The sequence below is a fragment of the Amylibacter sp. SFDW26 genome, from assembly GCF_009184395.1.
GTDB lineage: Bacteria > Pseudomonadota > Alphaproteobacteria > Rhodobacterales > Rhodobacteraceae > Amylibacter.
The window spans coordinates 21,612-42,297 of the sequence record NZ_WEIC01000001.1 but is presented as its reverse complement, the minus strand read 5'-3'; the positions used below and the strand labels follow the sequence as shown (position 1 = coordinate 42,297).

The following is a 20,686-nucleotide window of genomic DNA, read 5'->3' as shown; positions in this document are numbered from 1 at the left end:
CGGTGATTTGGATTAGTTAACCCAAGGGAAGAATCCATGAACATTCATGAATATCAAGCCAAACAACTGTTAAAGTCATATGGCGCATCAGTCTCCGATGGCCGTATCGTAATGAAAGCAGGTGAAGCAAAAGCAAAAGCCGCAGAAATGGATGGCCCACTTTGGGTTGTAAAAGCACAAATTCACGCAGGTGGTCGCGGCAAAGGATCTTTTAAAGAAGCCGAAGCTGGTGAAGCTGGCGGCGTACGTCTCGCACGTTCAGTAGAAGAAGCCGCAGAAGAAGCTGAAAAAATGTTGGGCAAAACATTGGTCACACACCAAACAGGTCCAGTAGGTAAACAAGTCAACCGCATCTACATCGAAGACGGTTCAGACATTGAAACAGAACTATACCTGGCCGTTCTATTGGACCGCGCCACATCTCGCATCGCATTTGTAGCCTCAACCGAAGGCGGAATGGATATCGAAGCGGTTGCCGCAGAAACACCCGAGAAAATCATCACATTAACAATCGATCCATCAACAGGCTTCACCCCTGAAAACGGTAAAGCGGTTGCAGATGCTTTGAAATTGACAGGTAAAACAGTTGATCAATGTGTTGAACTAACATCAAATCTTTACCGCATGTTCGTTGAAAAAGACATGGACATGCTTGAAATCAACCCATTGATCGTAGTGCCAGGCGGTGATCTGAAATGCCTAGATGCCAAAATGGGCTTTGACGGAAATGCATTGTTTCGCCAACCAGACATCTTGGAATTGCGCGACGAAACCGAAGAAGACGCTAAAGAGCTTGAGGCTTCTAAATATGACCTAAGCTATATCGCACTTGATGGTGAAATCGGCTGTATGGTGAACGGCGCTGGTCTTGCGATGGCAACGATGGACATCATCAAACTAAAAGGTGCCGAACCTGCTAACTTCTTGGACGTTGGTGGCGGTGCGACTGCTGAAAAAGTAACAGCAGCATTTAAAATCATCACATCTGACCCAAATGTAAAAGGTATCCTTGTAAACATCTTCGGTGGCATCATGCGGTGCGACGTGATCGCAGAAGGCGTTGTACAAGCTGTCAAAGAAGTTGGCCTACAAGTGCCATTGGTTGTGCGCCTCGAAGGTACGAAAGTGCAAGAAGGCAAAGACATTATCAACAACAGCCCGCTCGATGTAATCGCAGCGGATGATCTGGATGATGCCGCAGAAAAAATCGTTAAAGCGGTGAAAGGTTAATCACATGTCCATTCTTATCAACAAAGACACAAAAATTCTCGTTCAAGGTTTGACTGGTAAAACAGGCACCTTCCACACAGAACAAGCGCTGGCTTATCACGGCACGCAAATGGTTGGCGGCACACACCCTAAAAAAGGTGGCACAAAATGGGCTGCGGCCAGCGGTCAAGAATTGCCAATCTTTGCTTCGGTTGCAGAAGGCAAAGATGCTACGGGCGCAACCGCATCCGTGATATATGTACCACCAGCAGGTGCCGCCGCAGCGATTGAAGAAGCGATTGATGCAGGTATCGAACTGATCACATGTATCACCGAAGGTATCCCAGTGATGGATATGGTCCGTGTGAAAGACAAGTTGGATAAATCAAACTCCCGTTTAATCGGTGGCAACTGCCCAGGTTTGATGACGCCAGATGAATGTAAAATCGGCATCATGCCGGGTTCCATCTTCAAAAAAGGTTCTGTTGGTGTTCTATCGCGTTCAGGTACTTTGACATATGAAGCCGTGTTCCAAACAACAAATGCGGGCCTTGGTCAATCAAGCGCTGTTGGTATTGGCGGCGACCCAATCAAGGGCACAGAGTTCATTGATATCTTGGAATTGTACCTTGCAGATGATGAAACGCAATCCATCATCATGATCGGTGAAATCGGCGGTTCTGCCGAAGAAGACGCCGCTCAATTCTTAATGGACGAAGCTAAAAAAGGCCGCAAAAAACCAGTTGCTGGTTTCATCGCAGGTGTAACAGCCCCTCCAGGCCGCCGTATGGGTCACGCTGGTGCGATCGTTGCAGGCGGCAAAGGCGACGCTGGCAGCAAAATCGAAGCCATGCGTTCTGCAGGCATCGTTGTATCCGACAGCCCAGCCGGCTTGGGTGAAGCTGTATTGAAAGCAATCGGCTAAATGAACATGAATGCCAACATCCATCTTAAGCACATCCTACTTGTCACTTTAGGATTAACCCAAATGACAAATAGCGCTTATGCTGAGTTACCGCAGGCTTTTGATAAATGTGGCACAAAAATATCTGATATAAGTGAGATATCTGATAATCTTAAAAAAAGTGGATGGAAGCAAATGGAGCTACCATTCATGCCTGCCTTTGGGAAGGTATGGGGTGACTATAAAATTATCAATTCAATTGCAATTGAAGGCCTACCTAATGGAACCCCAGAACAACAACGAGAATACCTTATACAAGGTAGAGACTACTTAGTTGATAGGGATTTAAAAAATATCCTGCATTACATGGGCGGGCCTGATGCTATCAATGCTGACACATCAAAGTCAGGCATAATTTACTATCACAACTCAGATGCATCATCATGGGTGATTGTATCCAGAGAAAAAAGCTATGCTACTTGCGAATGGTTTGGAAATACTAATGCAGTTTATTCCAACCTTACCAATGACATTGTACCTTCTGATTTATTTGAGGTTTTCGAAGATATAGCATCTCTTACTTCAGCAAAGAATGAAAATATAAATACGGCAGTTTTGAAAATTAACTCCGCAAAATTTGTAGAGCTTATGGGGTATTCTCCAAATTTTACTACATACCAAAAGTTCAAGAATATTAACACGGATAAGGATCAATAGAATGACAGACCAATCATCGAACGACGAATTTCACGCGTCATCCTTTCTGCAAGGGCATAATGCGGAATATGTAGAACAACTTCATGCCAGTTATGTGAAGAACCCAAGTTCGGTTGATGAAAGTTGGGCAGCCTTTTTTCGTGCCTTAAACGACGAAGCCGACGATGTCACAAGAGTTGCAGATGGCCCATCATGGGGACGTCCTGATTGGCCGCCTGTTCCAAACGATGACCTTACCGCAGCACTTGATGGTCAATGGGCCGAAGATCCTAAAAAAGCGATCACTGAAAAAGCCAAAAGCGTTGGCGCTGTTCTAACCGAAGATCAGGTGCAGCGCGCAGTTCTGGATTCGATCCGCGCCTTGATGGTCATCCGTGCCTATCGTATTCGTGGCCATTTGGCTGCAAACCTTGATCCGTTAGGGCTGAAAAAACAAGACCCGCATCCAGAGCTTGATCCAAAATTCTATGGCTTTAACGACAGCGACATGGACCGCCCTATTTTCCTAGACAATGTTCTGGGCATGAAAATGGCTTCTATGCGCGAGATCGTGGAAAAGCTGCGCAAAACATATTGTGGTACATTTGCCCTGCAATACATGCACATTTCCAACCCAGAAGAAGCCTCTTGGTTGAAAGAGCGTATTGAATCCTATGACAAAGAGCATTTCTTTACCAAAGAAGGCCGCAAAGCCATTTTGCAAAAAATGGTCGAAGCTGAAGGTTTTGAAAAATTCTGCCACGTCAAATACTCAGGCACAAAACGTTTTGGCCTAGATGGCGGCGAAGCTTTGATCCCAGCGATGGAACAAATGATTAAACGCGGCGGCGCGTTGGGTGTGAAAGACATCATCGTTGGCATGCCACACCGTGGACGTTTGAACGTTCTGTCAAACGTGATGGGCAAACCATTCCGCGCCATCTTTAACGAATTCTTCGGTGGTTCGTACAAACCTGACGAAGTTGAGGGTTCAGGTGATGTAAAATACCACCTAGGTGCCTCATCTGACCGTGAATTTGATGGCAATTCCGTTCATCTGTCCCTAACAGCAAACCCATCCCACCTAGAAGCCGTTAACCCAGTGGTTTTGGGCAAAGCACGCGCCAAAGGCGACCAACAGGGCCGTGATCGTGGTGCCGTTATGCCAATCCTTCTGCATGGCGACGCGGCATTCGCAGGCCAAGGTGTGGTTGCAGAATGTTTCGGTTTGTCTGGCCTGAAGGGCCACATCACAGGCGGCACAATCCATATCGTTGTGAACAACCAAATCGGTTTCACAACATCGCCACATGACAGCCGTTCATCCCCATATCCAACGGACATCTCTTTGATGGTGGAAGCACCGATTTTTCACGTAAACGGTGACGATCCAGAAGCGGTTGTACATGCTGCAAAAATCGCAACAGAATACCGTCAGAAATTCCGCAAAGATGTTGTTTTGGATATCTTCTGTTACCGCCGCTTTGGTCACAACGAAGGCGACGAGCCGATGTTTACGCAGCCACAAATGTACAAACAGATCAAAAAACAAAAAACATCGCTTGCGATCTATACAGAACGTTTGGTGAAAGATGGTTTGATCCCAGAAGGTGAAATCGAAGACTTAAAAGCGTCATTCCAAGCGCAATTGAACGAAGAATTCGAAGCGGGTAAAAATTACAAACCGAACAAAGCAGATTGGTTAGACGGTCGTTGGAAACATCTGGAAAGCAAAGACCCAGAATACCAGCGCGGCAAAACCTTTATATCAAAGAAACGCTTTAAAGAGGTTGGCGAGGCTCTTACCAAACTGCCAAGCGATTGGGCGCCGCATAAAACCATTTCGCGGATTTTAGACGCCAAAGCAGAAATGATCAAAAGCGGTAAAGGCATTGATTGGTCTACGGCAGAAGCATTGGCATTTGGCGCACTTCAAGTCGAAGGTTTTCCAGTTCGCCTCTCAGGCCAAGACTGTACACGCGGCACATTCAGCCATCGCCATTCTGGTATCTTAGATCAAAACACAGGAGAAAAATACTACCCCCTTAATAATATCCAAGACGAACAAGCACCATATGAAGTGATCGACAGCATGCTGTCTGAATATGCAGTTCTTGGGTATGAATATGGCTACTCACTTGCAGAACCAAACGCACTGACACTTTGGGAGGCCCAGTTTGGTGACTTCACCAATGGCGCGCAAATCATGATCGACCAATTCATCAGCTCTGGTGAAAGCAAATGGTTGCGCATGTCAGGACTGGTTATGTTGCTGCCACACGGCATGGAGGGCCAAGGCCCAGAACACAGCTCTGCGCGCCCGGAACGTTTCTTGCAAATGTGTGCAGAAGACAATTGGGTGATCGCGAATGTGACCACACCTGCAAACTACTTCCACATCCTACGCCGTCAAATGAAACGGACATACCGCAAGCCGCTCGTGATCATGTCGCCAAAATCTTTGCTACGTCACAAAATGGCCGTCAGCACGATTGATGACTTCACAAAAGACAGTAGTTTTCACCGTGTTCTGTGGGATGATGCGCAACTTGGCAACTCCGATACAAAACTCGTTGCTGACAGCAAAATCAAACGTGTGGTGATGTGCTCTGGTAAAGTATACTTTGACCTTCTCGCAGAGCGCGATGCACGTGGCATTGATGACATCTACATCCTACGTGTCGAACAGCTGTATCCAGTGCCAATGGTGGCTATGACCGAAGAATTGAAACGTTTCAAAAACGCAGACGTTGTTTGGTGCCAAGAAGAACCCCACAACCAAGGCTACTGGTCTCATATCAATCCACATATAGAACAAGTTCTTGTGGAACTTGGCCATAAAAACAATCGCCCAGCATTCGTTGGACGCAAAGCAGCAGCAGCCCCAGCAACAGGTCTGGCAAGTGCACATAAAATACAACAAGACGCGCTCGTAAACGATGCGCTTACCCTTGGAGGGAAATAAGATGACTGAAGTACGTGTTCCAACCCTAGGCGAAAGTGTTTCCGAGGCAACCGTTGCCACTTGGTTCAAAAAAGTCGGCGATACAGTGGCTCAGGACGAAATGATCTGTGAGCTCGAAACAGACAAAGTGACAGTAGAGGTGCCATCCCCATTCGCAGGTACATTGACAGAAATCGTAGCGGCCGAAGGTGAAACAGTGGGCGTTGACGCCTTATTGGCCAATATCACCGAAGGCGACGCAGCCCCTGCCCCAGCAGCAGAAGAAAAACCAGCGGCTACAGCGGCACCTGCATCTGGCGGCGATGAAGCTGTGAAAATCATGGTGCCAACACTGGGCGAAAGCGTTACCGAAGCCACAGTTGGCACATGGTTTAAAAAAGTTGGCGACAGTGTCACAGCCGACGAAATGCTGTGTGAGTTGGAAACAGACAAAGTTTCCGTCGAAGTACCATCGCCTGCCACAGGTGTGATTACAGAAATCCTAGCCGAAGACGGTGCAACCGTTGCCGCAGGCGGCCAACTTGGTGTGATTTCTGGCTCGGCATCCGCTGCCTCGGCCGCTCCTGCCTCAGCAGCAGCCCCAGCCGCCGCTGTTTCTTCAGAAGGTGCAAAAAATGCACCATCTGCAGAAAAGCTTATGGCAGAAAACAACATGTCAGCTGACCAAGTCACAGGCACAGGTCGCGACGGCCGTGTGATGAAAGAAGATGTTCAAGCTGCAATTGCAACGTCAGCATCTGCACCGATTACATCAGCACCTGCTGCTCCAGTAGCCGCCCCACGTGCGGCCCCAGCGCCTGAACAAGCAGCGCGCGAAGAACGTGTGAAAATGACACGTCTACGTCAAACAATTGCACGTCGCTTGAAGGAAAGCCAAAACACAGCCGCCATGCTGACCACGTATAACGAGGTCGATATGTCAGAAGTGATGGCCTTGCGCACAGAATACAAAGACGTGTTCTTGAAAAAGCACGGCGTGAAAATGGGCTTTATGTCTTTCTTCACTAAAGCTTGCTGTCACGCGCTTAAAGAAGTGCCAGAAGTGAACGCTGAAATCGACGGCACAGACATCGTTTACAAAAGCTATGTGAATATGGGCATCGCTGCGGGTACACCAACAGGCTTGGTTGTTCCTGTTATCCGTGATGCAGATCAGTTGTCTTTCTCAGACATCGAAAAAGCGATTGCTGAAAAAGGCGCCCGCGCCCGTGACGGAAAACTGTCCATGGCAGAGATGCAGGGCGGCAGCTTCACCATCTCTAACGGTGGTGTATACGGATCATTGATGTCATCGCCAATCCTGAACCCACCACAATCGGGTATCTTGGGCATGCACACGATCCAAAAGCGCCCAGTTGTGGTAAACGATGAAATCGTCATCCGCCCAATGATGTATCTGGCACTCAGCTATGATCACCGCATCGTAGACGGCAAAGGCGCTGTGACCTTCCTAGTCCGTGTGAAAGAAGCACTGGAAGATCCGCGTCGTTTGTTGATGGATCTGTAGAGTTTACCTAGAATGAAAATTCCTAAAATATTTGGCAAACGCAATTCATCTGAACAAGATGAGTTGCGTGCCTTAGAAAAAATGGAAAATATGGTGATTCAGCAAGAAGCTACTCTACACCCAAAATTCAAAACTCTCTCCGATTTCATAAATAAAACACCTTCAGCAAATTTCATATCCGCTGGAGACATTGCTGACGTTAATGGATGGTGGGTGAAGTTATCCATTGATATAGACCATCCTTTGGCATGGAATGTTGTTCAAGAATATGCACACGTCCTGAATGAGTTGTCTCTTTCGGAACGCTTACCAACAGTATTCAAACCAGTTTCCCCGCCACCATACATGAATGGTGGCCCAAGGGACTTCTTGAGCTGGGTTATTGAATGCCCTGTTTCAGACCAACCGCCTGGAACAATAATGAAATGGTTAGAAAGCCGCTTACCCAACCCTGTTGATGCGGCCTCATCTTGGGAGGATATGGAAGAATGATCACCTTCGACCACATAGGCATCACAGCTCCTTCTCTTGCAGAAGGCACTGCATATTTCCAATCCGTGACTGGTTTGGACATGCCCAAAGGTGGCGAACACCCGTTAATGTCTACGCACAACCACCTAACAGCCCTTGGAACTGACACATTCGCAGAAATCATCGCGATAAATCCAGATGCCCCCGCAATCGGTCGCCCGCGCTGGTTCAATTTAGACAACACAACAAAGCCACAAGTTGCATGGCTGCTACGCACCGATGATATCGAAGGCTGCATTGCAAAAGCCGCAAATATCGGTGTCGATTTAGGTCGCGCGTTAAGCTTAGAACGCGATCATCTGAAATGGCGTTTCACAGTCCGCGATGATGGTGCAATCCCAATGGATGGCGCCGCCCCGTTGCTGTTGCAATGGGATACCGAAGGTCCGCATCCTGCTAGCGGCATGATTGACCTTGGGCTTAGGTTGAACTCAATCAGTATAAAAACCCCTCAGGCTGAAAAGCTAACTCAATTGCTTGACACTTTGGGGTTAACAGACAAGCCTGAGATCATCCCATCAGATGAAACCAATGTCAGCGTTGCATTGCAAACTGCAGACAACAGAAAGGTAACCCTTTCATGACACCAGAAATCACAGCACTCGCCCTTGCTGGCATCTTACAAGTCGTTCAGATATTTTTATATGTCCCACATGCTATCAAACAGGTTGGCCACGATGCTGCTTATAGCCCACGTGATGAAGGCAGTGAATTGACAGGTCGTGCAGGTCGCATTCAACGTGCCATGAACAATCACTTCGAAGGGTTAATCCTGTTCACAATCGCCGTTGTGGTTGTCACTCTGGGGGATGCCTCCAACCTCGTTACGCAAATCTGTGCATGGATCTATGTCGCAGCGCGGGTACTTTATATTCCAGCTTATGTCTTTGGGTGGGTGCCTTGGCGCTCCCATATTTGGACAGTGGGCCTCTTGGCCACAACAATAATGATGATTACGGCGCTCTTATGATCGCAATTCTTAACACACAGACATGCACCGCATGTCATACGCTTAGTGCACAGGTTGTGCACGCCAATCATACACGCCATTTTGGCGAAAACACGAAAGGTTAACCCCCATGTCAGACTATGATGTTATCGTAATTGGCGGCGGCCCAGGCGGCTATGTCTGCGCTATTCGCTGCGCGCAATTAGGTCTAAAAACAGCCTGTGTCGAAGGCCGTGAAACACTGGGCGGCACCTGTTTAAACGTGGGCTGTATCCCGTCAAAAGCATTGCTGCACGCATCGCATTCATACCATGAAGCCACACATAATTTCACCAAAATGGGCCTCATGGGTAAGTCTCCATCAGTCGATTTTGGCAAGATGCAAGAATACAAAGATGGCGTTGTTGAAGGCAACACCAAAGGTATCGAATTCTTGTTTAAAAAGAATAAGATAGACTGGATCAAAGGCTACGGTACAATCACAGCAGCGGGTGAAGTCACCGTTGATGGCACAGCGCATAAAGCCAAAAATATCGTGATCGCAACAGGCTCTGAACCATCATCCCTACCGGGTGTAGAAGTCGACGAAAAAACCGTTGTGACCTCTACAGGTGCATTAGCATTGCCAAAAATTCCAAAATCCATGGTCGTGATCGGTGCAGGTGTCATCGGTCTTGAAATGGGCAGCGTATATGCCCGTCTTGGTTCCGAAGTGACGGTTGTAGAATTCTTGGATCATATAACACCAGGCATGGATGCAGAGATTTCCAAGACATTCCAAAGAATGTTGAAAAAACAAGGGTTTAAATTCATCATGGGTGCCGCAGTTCAATCAGTGGACACATCCAAAGGCAAAGCCAAAGTGAACTACAAACTGCGCAAAGATGATAGCGATGCGACCATTGATGCTGATGTTGTACTGGTGGCCACTGGCCGCAAACCATTCACTGATGGCTTAGGGTTCGAAGCGCTTGGCGGCACCATTTCAAAACGCGGCCAGATTGAAACTGACGATCACTGGCGTACGAATGTAGCTGGTGTTTACGCCATCGGTGATGTGATTGACGGCCCAATGCTGGCGCACAAAGCCGAAGATGAAGGTATGGCTGTTGCAGAGGTGATTGCAGGTAAGCACGGTCACGTTAACTATAATGTAATACCTGGTGTGATATACACAGCCCCAGAGGTCGCTAACGTTGGGAAGACCGAAGAAGAGTTAAAAGAAGCTGGTGTCGATTATAAAATCGGCAAGTTCAGCTTTATGGGTAACGCCCGTGCCAAAGCCATTTTCCAAGGTGATGGCTTTGTAAAATTGTTGGCTGACGCAAAAACAGACCGCATCTTAGGGTGTCATCTGATCGGCCCGGGCGCTGGTGATTTGATCCACGAGATCTGTGTGGCAATGGAATTCGGTGCAAGCGCGCAAGACGTGGCATTGACATGCCATGCGCACCCAACATTCTCAGAAGCCATGCGCGAAGCCGCATTGGCTTGTGGTGATGGCGCCATACACGCTTAAGTGTCTGTTTGAGAATACAAAAACGCCCTAATGTATAACAACATTAGGGCGTTTTCTTATGGCCTAATAAAGGTATTAATGGCCATGACCAGCTAAGGGGAATCTGATCATTTAGTACCCTTTATACGCATGAAATCTTAACTAGATCATAAACAGTCTTCACAAAGGCGTTAGCGCATTAAATCAAAGTTGCTGCATGAACATAATAATGTATGCGTTGCTTTATGACCAGAATGCCTACATCCGTTTATCGCTATATTTTTAATAAATCGTACCGACAGCAAATCGTTGTAATCGCTTTAACACTGATCCTTTTGCCTTTGGCACCTGTTCCCTTAGAACTGCAAAGACGTATCTTGGATGATGCCGTCGCACAAAAAGATACAGACATGTTACTGAAACTTGGCGGTTTTTATATCTTGGCCATGCTCGTTGCTGCTGGTTTCAAATTTGCCATGCGCGCCCAACGCGAATTGATTTCGGCAAATATCGTACGCTCATTACGTGGTTCGGTCTTCCATTATACATACACGGCAGCACCACAATTACCCAAAGATCAGAACCCTGCTGATGTTGATGAAGTAGATGAAGGTGCTGTTGTCTCTATGATGTCATCTGAGGTTGAAAAACTTGGTGGTTTTGCAGGCTCTGCAATTTCTGGCCCTTTGTTTGAAATTGGCACATTGGTGTTTGTTCTAGGGTATATGTTTTGGGTCGAACCTTTGGTCGCATCAATTGCTTTAGGATTATATTCACCGCAATTCATAATCGTTCCGTATTTCCAAAAGAAAATGAACCTATTAGCACAGGAAAAAGCCCTGCGCATGCGGGACCTTGGATCGTTCATTGTAGACAATCCAGAAGACGAACTTTTACGCTCTGCTGCACCCAAAAGTTTTGTAAGTTTAGTTGAAGATATTTTACGCATTCGTACGCGGTACATTTTGAATAAAAATGTGATGAAAACCATCAACAATCTGTTAATCGCTTTGGGGCCTTTTGGGGTTATTTCTTATGGTGGCTACCTTGTGATCCAAGGGCATGCAGAAATTGGTGTGATATTGGCATTTGTTTCAGGATTGGAACGCTTGGGCGGCCCTATCAGAGACTTGGTTGGCTCTTATAGCTCAATTACAGATGCCAGAATTCGTTATGCAACGCTACTACAAGCCTTCCCAAGTATAGAAGATACAGAAGCTACCGCACCAGCATCCGTAACCCTTGTGTGACATCCGCACGAATTGCCAATCGCAAGGTGGGTTCATCACCCGCACGTAATGCTGCAATCACTTGGCGGTGATGGTCGGATGCTTCACGGCGTTGCAATTTTGAATAAAGCATCGTCATCGTCGGCCCCAACTGTAGCCAAACCGTTTCCACCATTGCCAACATCGCAGGTGCTTGGGCGCGCAGATATAAAGTACGGTGGAATTCAAGGTTGCGGCGCACATAAGTCACAGGTTCATTCTTGACGATCGCCTCGGAAATTAGGCTGTTTATGGTATAAAGCCGCTCAATCAACGCCATATGCGCCCTTGGCTGCGCCCTGCTGGCCATTTCTGGCTCTATAAGCGCACGTATAGACGCCAACTCTTCTATACGCTCAGTAGACAACACAGGTGCCGTCACACGGCCCGTAGAGGACACAGAAACAGCACCTTCTGCCGACAAACGGCGCACAGCTTCGCGTGCAGGTGTCATGCTGGCCTCATATTTGTCTGCGATGCCGCGAATGGTCAGAGCCTGACCTGCTTGAATTTCACCATGCATAATTTCGCCACGTAATTTACGGTACACACGTTCATGATGTGGAATGGATTTATCGGGAATACGTTCGGTACTAGACATAAGCTTTTGTGATCACAAAAAACCCATTCGTCAAGGTTTAGAACATATAACGATGCAACAGACTGCCGTTCTTTTTCAACCAAGACCGATGGGTTTTATAATCTGGAAATACATTTGCGACCAAAGCCCAATACGCATCTGAATGGTTCATTTCAATCAAATGACAGGCTTCATGTGCCGCCACATAAGCCTGAACAGCCTTAGGTGCCATGATCAACCGCCACGAGTACATGAGATTACCATCAGACGTACAAGAGCCCCAGCGTGACCGTGTATCGCGCATTGTGATGCGTCCAATTGGTTTACCCAGTAAGTCAGCGTAATGAATGGAGGCCGAAACCATGCGTTCCCGCGCCATAGCTTTGAAATATGCCTTTAGTTTTGTTGGTACCATTTCAGCGGACCCGGGAACTTGCAAAACTTCGCCATCAAATCGCACAATTCGCCCAGTTCCTGGCTCGATCCGACGGTATTCACCATCAAATAAAACCGATCCACCAATTTGCAAGGACAATGGCTTTAATTGCTTGGCCAAATGCTTACGCATCCAACCCTCATGCTCACGTGCAAAATTAAGTGCTTCACTCATCACGGCATATTTAGGAACGGTCAAACTGATCGAGCCGTCTTTATTAGATATACGTAAAGAATAACGACGTGCCCGCGCGGAACGTTTAATCGCCACAGCAATCGCTGGGTCGCCAATTTCAATTTGCTCTACCATTATCCTTAATGTAGGCCCTTTGTGGACGGGTTCAAACCACCTTTTTCGCTGGATCGACAAGTTTCTTGCTTTCTGCCTTTGACAAGTCTGAAATGATGTGGCAGTTGGCAACACGGATTCCATTATGACCTGTAAAGGGGACTAAAAATGCCCGAAGAAGCTTGGGGTGTAAAGCGCGTTTGTCCAGAGACTGGCCAACGTTTTTACGACTTACAAAAAGATCCAATTGTCAGCCCATACACTGGCAAGGAGTATGAGTTGTCATTTTTCTCAAATGACAAATCTAAAACGTCTATGACGGACAAAGCAGATAAAGCCAATGTTGCAGCCGCAACAGAGGATGATCTAGCGGATGACGTAGATGTATTGGACGAAGATGATGCAGATATCGATGTAGATCTAGGTGATGACGTTCTAGAAGACGACGATGATGATACTGTACCATTGGAAGAAATCGCAGACGTTGCGGGTCCAGAAGACGACAGTTAAGTGAAATTCCGCTTGTGTAATCAAGCGGTGTTTCATAAATATCCCCAGCGTATGAATATACGCTGATTTGGGGCCTTAGCTCAGCTGGGAGAGCGCTTCGCTGGCAGCGAAGAGGTCAGGAGTTCGATCCTCCTAGGCTCCACCAAAAACTTTTGATAATAAACCACTAAAGAACCTATAGAGACTATCTGATCCATAGTCAGATATGCGTATACTAGGCTCGTTAATTTGTGCTTACATTATACAATTTGCCTTCATAAAATAAGATAAGACTATCCAATACCGTGCGGATAGCGTGGTATTTTCGGCAATCGATCCCTTCATCATTAGTATCAACAAGTTCCATTAGAGATTTGATCTCGGATTTTGCAATCACATGTCTAGAGGTTGATACATTACGGTTTAGGCCCACTGGGAAATGGCAACCTGTTTTTGAAGTGTCTAATAGGATTGCGGCCTCTTCTTGCGCTCTCTGATACTCCGTAAAACTTACCTGATCAAACGTTCTCATACGTCTGCGAAGTCTATTGGCATAGCTATTAGTAATGACTTTAGAGCTTTTTGAGACATCTTGTGTATCATCATAAAGATGCACATTAACATCACGAACGAATGGAAGCTTCATGCCAATTTTTGTTCCAGTTTTTTCAAAAAGATGCGCATCGTAAAAATCTCCCCCCACAACGCGTGATGTTTTTTCTCTACCATTATGTGAAGTATCAAAATCCTCCCAAATTCTTACACCACCAAGTTTTGCCTCTGCATTCACATCAGATGCAAAGCTATCGTCTTTAGGCAAATGTCTAAGTCTGATTGAAAACTCTTGCTTATTAGAAGGCCAAATACCCGTGAACTCACGATCAAGGCGCTTAAATTCGCCGCCCCAATATATTTCCCAACGACTGATAGGCGAACCATGCTTATGAACATGATCTAACGGCGCGGCATCAGATGCTGGTTCGTAAACTGTCAACTGATTGTTCTTTATAACAAGACGTAACGTTGGGAATTTCCAACGTTCGATACAGTGGGTAACCGCCGCCTCGCCTCGTTTAGGCTTCTGATCCACTCTATAAGGAAGGTTCGTCTTTGAATAGATTGCATTACACTGTGGTTTGGTCAGATCATAGTTAATATTTATAGGAAGAATAATTTCGCAACCGCGGCTCGCATTTAAGTTTCCATTTTCTTCGTCTACTAGAACATGGCATTTAATTGCTTGTTCATGATCATGGTAGTTTCGCAATTTATTTTGAAATGCATTGAACAATTTATTATTAGAAAAGTTCCACTCGACTGTAGGGCCAACTTTAGTATCTTCCCTAAATCTTTTTGTTTGTTTTATGTCGAGTATCTCTATTGGCTTGTCTAATACAGGAAAGATATCGCTAGAAATAGTGCCTTCTGACATTCTACGCGCACCACTAAGTGAACTTTTAATAACTCTTAATTTAGAATTTAAGCCGTAATACTTTCGGCCCTCATCAGTAGATACTTCTTCTAGTCTGTCTCGCTCGTCTCTTGTATCTGGATCATTAGCGCTACCAGGGTTTGCAATTTGATATTTGTTTAAAGCTGTTTGAGCATTAAATCTTATCTTATTTTGCGCCGTAACTAACTTACTTTGTCTCTCTACAGCTTGTTCTAAATCACGTTTTTGCAATTCATAATATTGAAGCTCCGAGGCTTCGCCAAACAAGCTGTCGATATTTTCTTGTCGATCAAGAATATCACTTTTATCAATATTAAGACGATCAATCCGGCTTATCATACCAGCTAAAATTGATTGATGAGTATAATACGATAATTGCGTCTTCGATTTAGTCTGTGGGTCTGTCGTATTTACACCGCCATTTTTAGGGGATAATTTATCAACAACTTTCTCCTGCGCCCTTATATTTTCACTTTCCTTTGATATCTTAATATTAGTTTCAATTAACTGCTTTGAGAGCTGTTCTTTATATTCCGTTTTTGTGACTTGCCCAAACGCTCCAAGCCATGGTGCTAACTTTGAAATCTCATCGTTGCTTATAGCCTTATCTGCCCATTTTTTTTGCTCTGAGTAGAACACGTTTTCTGGCTTTTCTGGACGCTCTAAACCCGTCAGCCCTAATGATGGGCTCACATATTCAACGCCACAAATTAATGCAAATACGCCTAACGATAAAAACACATCTTCTTTCCGAAATTTAAGCCAATGTGTATTACGCAAGGCACGCCATATGTGTGGAATGCTTGCGCGCATTATCCAAAAGAAAATGACTAGTAATCCACCAAAAATAAATCCCATCACAACACCCTAAGTATTGCTTGCAGCAACCTATAACCACAATATGTGTAAAGCATACTACTTGGTTTCAACAACCACGGCATAGGCTGATATCCAAGAAACTCATAGCTATTTCTGTTAATGTACTGCCACGTCTTATAAACGTTTTGCGTTTTTGGTTTATCGCGATGTTGCGCAATAACACTGTGTAACCAACGGTATTGTTCATATTCCCATTCATGTCGGCCAGATTGATAATTCCAACCAAAGGTATCATCAAGTAATAGAACAACAGATTTACTTAACCATGGCGGTAATTTTAACTTTCTTGTATCCTCATACATCCCCGTCTTATTACAAATAAAATTCCTTAGACGTGCATCTAAATCTTGAAACTCATCCAACATTTGCAAGTTATCACGTTCTAAAATATCGCGCCAAGTCGTGTCTGAAGCATTACTCCAAGGTATCTCTATGAGTTCATTAATATCATTCATAGCCTCAGTTACAGGCGACTTATCAATCCATTTCTTTTTACTTCGGTCAAAATATGACCCATGACTATCTTTTCGAAGCTGCTCTTGTTCTTTGGCGCGAAAAGCCAAAACATCATGCGGATCAGACTTTTGCTCGATTACTGAATTTGCCAATAAAACAGGTTCAAATATTTTTTTGATGCAATTTAATTGGCGCGCTTCCCATTCATTTTTAGGCATAGCAGTTTGAAAATCAAAAAGCATATCTATGCGCAAAATTGCTTCATCTGAAAGCCATTCTGGGCGCTCATACTCTACATCTTCCAGAAAGTTTTCTTCTTCATAATAATCGTGATCACCACCACCAGCAGAATAGAAAATATGTTCACGGTAAAAGTTTGAAAAAACCATAAAATCAGGTTTATTTTGAAATGCAGGCTCAAGCATAAGCTCATCAAAAAATTGATCGGGCTCTGCACCTTTTCGTTCCAACATCCAACGCACTGTTTTTTCAATTAACTGGCCAGAAGGGGAAGAGTTGAAATTAAAATCTAGCTTTTCATCGTACCAATATTTGATCTGTTCTGGTTTAACTTCAACCTTTGGGGCTTCTATATCTTCGGACAAATCTTCATTAAGACCATCATCTATAGTGGTTTGCGAATTCCATTTAACGATGTTCTTAGCGTGATTATAAGCTTCGCGTAATTCCATGAAGCCTTCAGGATCATCATCAGGACGCGTAACTTTAAGTTTTACTGAATACGCCTTTTTTATAGATGCCAAAGTTGCACCTTTTTCTTCCACTCCAAGAATGGCGAAAGGATCAGTCGAAGGCATTAGATGCTTCCAAATATTGCAAGCGTTCTTCTACCACGCTACGAACCTCTTCAATACGTCTCTTGTCAAAAGAAGCTAAAGCATGTTCGAATTCACTTAATAAACTGGAAATTGCCGAACGGCGTTCACCAAGAGCATTCTCATATGCAGCTGATATTCTAGCGATCAAGGCTTCATTTTGCGCTTCGTCACGCGGGTGAACTTTTATTTTCTCTAGCTCTTTAAAACGTTTCTCAATCTCTTTGCCAGTTAACGTTCCAGGATTTCCTTCAATAATAAGCTTACTTTCCTTACCTGTGGAAACAACAGTGGAAATAACTTCCAGCACACCAGAACTGTCATATGTGAAGCGAATATCGACCTCTTCATGCTCTTTCATGTTATAAGGCAGTGAAATTTTATATGATCCAATTTTAATATTATCTCGAACATATGGCGCTTCACCTTGGAAAACCCGGATATCAATTTCTTTCTGGCCTTTTTGCATAGCAGTTACGATATGGTTACGGCTGACAGGTATTGTTGTGTTGCGTTCGATAAGCGGGCTAAATATTCCATGTTCAAATTGTTCGTGACCTAAGGTTTGGCGCGAAGTCTCATAACCTAATGTAAAAGGGCAGACATCAGTCATAACCATATCTTCTAAAGCAGCGTTCCTGCTTATCAAACCAGCTTGTACTGCTGCGCCAAGCGCAACGACAGTATCTGGATCAAGCTCATGTTCGGGAAACCTTTTAAATAAACGCGTTATAAGGTTGCGCACTAAGATCATACGCGTTGCACCGCCAACAAGTACGATCCGATCTATTTCACTGGCTGTAAGTCCAGCATCACTTATTGCCCGCTGTAATGGTATTTTGGTTCTGTTAATTAGGTCTTTCGAAATGCTTTCCAATTTGTCTCGTGAAATTGAAAGTGCTACTTCTTCTTCACCATTACGATAGGATACATTGGCGGTCATCTCATCACATAACATAATCTTCGCGCGATCTGCCACTAATCTTAACCGCGATAGATCTTCTGCTAGCATTTTGTCACTTACCAGATCCATTTTCTCGCAAAAATATTCGACAATACGATCTGTGAAGTCTTCTCCGCCAAGGAATGCATCTCCCGCAGAAGAACGTACTTCCATAACGCCTGAGAACATTTCCAAGATAGAGACATCAAATGTCCCTCCACCGAGATCAACAACAAGGAATGTGTCTTCACCATCTTTATCATGCAAACCATACGCTAGAGCTGCTGCCGTAGGTTCATTTATGAGACGCTCAACCGACAAGCCCGCAATCTCAGCCGCTGCAACAGTTGCTTTACGTTGAATATCGTTGAAATAAGCAGGGACTGAAATAACTGCTTTTTCGACTGCACACCCCAGATAAGCTTCTGCGTCGCTTTTTAAACTTCGCAATACAAGCGCAGATAAATCTTCAGGGCGCATATTCTTTCTTGCAATATTCGTAAGTTGATTGGTTCCCATCAATCGCTTGAACTTTGATGTTGAGCTATCACCATTTGTAACAAGATGATTTTTTGCAGACTCTCCGACAATACTATTACCAGACTTATCAAAAAAGACTGCCGAAGGAGTTAGGTATGATCCCAAAGAATTTGGAATAAGCTCTGGGCCATTCTCTCCAAATACTGAAACAAGTGAGTTCGTCGTGCCCAGATCAATACCAATAATCAATTTACATTCCTGATTTTAAATACTTACTCATATTACTTATATAGCGCTTAGTCTCTGATCAATATATTTATTAAGATATCTATTGTTCAAAAGAAAACGCCTGGCCTTACAATTATGACAAGGCTTAAATGTAATTTGATTTCGGTCTTTAGTATTTTTATAAAGCCGCCGTATAAATTGCTAAAGCTGCATCATATGTCATTTCGCGTGGATTGTTCACCAATAGACGCGTTTGTTTCATACTATCTTCGGCCAACATCGGTAGATCATTATGGTTAACACCAACTTCACGTAACGTCGATTTCATACCAAGGTCTGGCCCTAAATCTTTGAAACCTTGAACCATAGAGCTGCAGATTTCAGCATTAGATTTATCTTTTAATTCGGGGAAAATAATTGGAGCAATTTCGCTATATTGCGATGCCGCTAAATCGTCTTCCATGTTAAATTCTAATACATGTGGCAATACTAAAGCATTAGACAACCCATGCGGCACGTGAAAGTGCCCTCCCAATGGATACGCGAGTGCATGGACGGCAGCGACGGGGGCGTTTGCAAATGCCATCCCTGCAAGCATAGAACCTAATAACATATCAGACCGCGCTTCGCGATCCTCACCTTGTGTACATGCCTTGTGAATTGCTCCCCCTAAAAGTTGAAGCGCCTGACGTGCCAAAGTATCTGATAAGATATTCTTAGCGTGTTTTGTCGTATAGGCCTCAATCGCATGAACCATCGCGTCTATACCCGTCGCAGCAGTCACATGCGCAGGCAACCCAATTGTTAATTCTGCATCCAAAATAGCCCAATCTGGATAAAGTTGGGCAGATACAACGCCTTTCTTTTCAGATGTCCGTGTTGTGACTATAGAAATAGGTGTGACTTCTGATCCAGTACCAGCCGTCGTTGGCGCAAGGATCAAAGGTAAACGTCCACCTTTAACCATATCAACACCGTACATCTCATCTAAATCCTGTGGGCGATCAGGCCGAGCCAAAACAGAAATCAATTTTGCCGTATCCATAGAAGAGCCGCCTCCCACAGATACAACACCATCGATGCCTTCTGATTTGGCTTGCTCAACAGCCGCACGTATCATTGCCTCTGGAGGGTCTGCAACCACATCATCAATAATGTAAACAGTTATACCAGCAGCTTTTAAACTATCTAAGGCTGCTGTTGCTAACCCGAGTTCTAAGATAAGAGAGTCCGTAACAAAAGCAACTTTTTGGCACCCTAAATCGGTCATCAATTGCCCGATTTTCCCTGTTGAGCCAACCTCCGAAAGAATAGAGCTCGTTGTTTGGAACTTAAAGGATTTCATATGTAATTTTCCTTATAACCAAATGATGATGGATAGAATTTAATGCCACATCTATCTAAAATGTACGTTTAAATGCGTTTTAATCCGTGTCCATTCAGTAATTCTGTTAACATTTTACGTGCAGACGTGCGATGGTTCCAATGTATATCTCGCGCAGCTTTTGCATCACCAGATACAATTGCCTCAAATAAAGCGCGGTGCTCTTCGTTCGATTTTTTTGGCAATGGGCGAATGTGTAATGTTGTCATTCGTGCACGCCTCACTTGATCATTGAAATTTGAAACAATCGCCATGATCCGCGAATTTTTAGAAAGACGCACTAATTCGTGGTGAAAATCACCGTCCGCTTTAGCCCAAGCCACCCGATCTTCGTTGGTTACAGCAACTTCCATATCATCGATACTTTTTGCCAAAGTATTCAGGTCTTTTTTACAATATTGCGCGTCAGCAGCCAAAGCAGCAGCTAAACTTTCAAGTTCTGTCAGAACTTCGTAAATCTCATCCATGTCATCCGCTGAAAGGGCAAGAATACGCACACCTTTTCTAGGGCGCACTTCTAACAAACCTTGGGCTTCTAACATCAATGTCGCCTCGCGCACTGGGGTCCGCGACATACTTAAACGTTCGGCAAGTTCACTTTCCAAATGGTCACTGCCTGCTTCAAGCTCTCCTGAAAAAATCAACTCGCGCAAATCATGGACTGCGCGGCGTGTATTCGATTTGAACGGCTCGTCTTGCAACACGTT

Annotated in this window: 18 protein-coding genes and 1 tRNA gene; 12 read left to right on the top strand and 7 right to left on the bottom strand. The window is 44.8% G+C overall.

What is annotated here, in order from left to right; genetic code table 11:
• Positions 1–36 precede the first annotated feature (36 nt).
• The 10 genes from sucC to F9L33_RS00170 all read left to right on the top strand — a co-directional run bounded on the left by sucC (position 37) and on the right by F9L33_RS00170 (position 11,509).
• Positions 37–1,230: an ADP-forming succinate--CoA ligase subunit beta gene (gene sucC / locus F9L33_RS00215; protein WP_152140730.1), complete on the top strand. Its 1,194-nt coding sequence runs from the start codon at positions 37–39 to the stop codon at positions 1,228–1,230.
• Positions 1,231–1,234: 4 nt separating this feature from the next.
• On the top strand, positions 1,235–2,134 hold the full coding sequence (gene sucD / locus F9L33_RS00210) for a succinate--CoA ligase subunit alpha (protein WP_152140729.1): 900 nt from the start codon (positions 1,235–1,237) through the stop codon (positions 2,132–2,134).
• Between the two features lie 63 nt (positions 2,135–2,197).
• A complete protein-coding gene (locus F9L33_RS00205) occupies positions 2,198–2,830 on the top strand; it encodes a hypothetical protein (protein WP_152140728.1) in 633 nt (210 codons plus the stop codon).
• 1 nt (position 2,831) lies between these two features.
• The gene (locus tag F9L33_RS00200; RefSeq protein WP_152140727.1) at positions 2,832–5,774 is read left to right on the top strand and encodes a 2-oxoglutarate dehydrogenase E1 component; all 2,943 of its coding nucleotides are present in this window, start codon (positions 2,832–2,834) and stop codon (positions 5,772–5,774) included.
• A 1-nt stretch (position 5,775) separates the two neighbouring features.
• A complete protein-coding gene (gene odhB / locus F9L33_RS00195; RefSeq protein WP_152140726.1) occupies positions 5,776–7,281 on the top strand; it encodes a 2-oxoglutarate dehydrogenase complex dihydrolipoyllysine-residue succinyltransferase in 1,506 nt (501 codons plus the stop codon).
• A 12-nt stretch (positions 7,282–7,293) separates the two neighbouring features.
• A complete protein-coding gene (locus F9L33_RS00190; protein ID WP_152140725.1) occupies positions 7,294–7,773 on the top strand; it encodes a hypothetical protein in 480 nt (159 codons plus the stop codon).
• Positions 7,770–8,396 (top strand): VOC family protein, encoded by a 627-nt coding sequence (locus F9L33_RS00185; protein ID WP_152140724.1) that lies wholly within the window; start codon positions 7,770–7,772, stop codon positions 8,394–8,396. Before F9L33_RS00190 ends, F9L33_RS00185 begins: the two co-directional genes overlap by 4 nt.
• On the top strand, positions 8,393–8,782 hold the full coding sequence (locus tag F9L33_RS00180; RefSeq protein ID WP_152140723.1) for an MAPEG family protein: 390 nt from the start codon (positions 8,393–8,395) through the stop codon (positions 8,780–8,782). The genes F9L33_RS00185 and F9L33_RS00180 overlap by 4 nt, the downstream gene beginning before the upstream one ends.
• A gap of 109 nt (positions 8,783–8,891) precedes the next feature.
• Positions 8,892–10,280, top strand: a complete 1,389-nt coding sequence (lpdA, locus tag F9L33_RS00175) for a dihydrolipoyl dehydrogenase (protein ID WP_152140722.1) — start codon at positions 8,892–8,894, stop codon at positions 10,278–10,280.
• A gap of 224 nt (positions 10,281–10,504) precedes the next feature.
• Positions 10,505–11,509 (top strand): ABC transporter ATP-binding protein, encoded by a 1,005-nt coding sequence (locus F9L33_RS00170; RefSeq protein ID WP_193221919.1) that lies wholly within the window; start codon positions 10,505–10,507, stop codon positions 11,507–11,509.
• Here the strand turns inward: F9L33_RS00170 and F9L33_RS00165 are convergent.
• The gene (locus F9L33_RS00165) at positions 11,478–12,128 is read right to left on the bottom strand and encodes a GntR family transcriptional regulator (RefSeq protein WP_152140720.1); all 651 of its coding nucleotides are present in this window, start codon (positions 12,126–12,128) and stop codon (positions 11,478–11,480) included. The two genes, F9L33_RS00170 and F9L33_RS00165, sit on opposite strands and share 32 nt — an antisense overlap.
• A gap of 37 nt (positions 12,129–12,165) precedes the next feature.
• Positions 12,166–12,852 carry a M48 family metallopeptidase gene (locus tag F9L33_RS00160; protein ID WP_152140719.1) on the bottom strand — a complete coding sequence of 229 codons (687 nt, stop codon included), beginning with the start codon at positions 12,850–12,852 and terminating at the stop codon, positions 12,166–12,168.
• Between the two features lie 147 nt (positions 12,853–12,999).
• On the opposite strand from F9L33_RS00160, the gene F9L33_RS00155 reads away from it, so the two are divergent.
• Both F9L33_RS00155 and F9L33_RS00150 read left to right on the top strand, forming a co-directional pair.
• Positions 13,000–13,341: a TIGR02300 family protein gene (locus tag F9L33_RS00155; RefSeq protein ID WP_152140718.1), complete on the top strand. Its 342-nt coding sequence runs from the start codon at positions 13,000–13,002 to the stop codon at positions 13,339–13,341.
• A 69-nt stretch (positions 13,342–13,410) separates the two neighbouring features.
• A tRNA-Ala gene (locus tag F9L33_RS00150) sits at positions 13,411–13,486 on the top strand.
• 78 nt (positions 13,487–13,564) lie between these two features.
• On the opposite strand, the gene F9L33_RS00145 is transcribed toward F9L33_RS00150, so the two are convergent.
• From F9L33_RS00145 to F9L33_RS00125, 5 genes are all read right to left on the bottom strand, one after another.
• Positions 13,565–15,631, bottom strand: a complete 2,067-nt coding sequence (locus tag F9L33_RS00145; protein ID WP_152140717.1) for a hypothetical protein — start codon at positions 15,629–15,631, stop codon at positions 13,565–13,567.
• Positions 15,631–16,926 (bottom strand): J domain-containing protein, encoded by a 1,296-nt coding sequence (locus F9L33_RS00140; protein WP_152140716.1) that lies wholly within the window; start codon positions 16,924–16,926, stop codon positions 15,631–15,633. Before F9L33_RS00140 ends, F9L33_RS00145 begins: the two co-directional genes overlap by 1 nt.
• A complete protein-coding gene (locus tag F9L33_RS00135; RefSeq protein WP_152140715.1) occupies positions 16,913–18,616 on the bottom strand; it encodes an Hsp70 family protein in 1,704 nt (567 codons plus the stop codon). The genes F9L33_RS00140 and F9L33_RS00135 overlap by 14 nt, the downstream gene beginning before the upstream one ends.
• Positions 18,617–18,773: 157 nt before the next feature.
• Entirely contained in the window at positions 18,774–19,940 is a 1,167-nt protein-coding gene (locus F9L33_RS00130; protein ID WP_152140714.1) for an iron-containing alcohol dehydrogenase, read from the bottom strand.
• 68 nt (positions 19,941–20,008) lie between these two features.
• Positions 20,009–20,683 carry a GntR family transcriptional regulator gene (locus tag F9L33_RS00125; protein ID WP_226803858.1) on the bottom strand — a complete coding sequence of 225 codons (675 nt, stop codon included), beginning with the start codon at positions 20,681–20,683 and terminating at the stop codon, positions 20,009–20,011.
• Positions 20,684–20,686 lie beyond the last annotated feature (3 nt).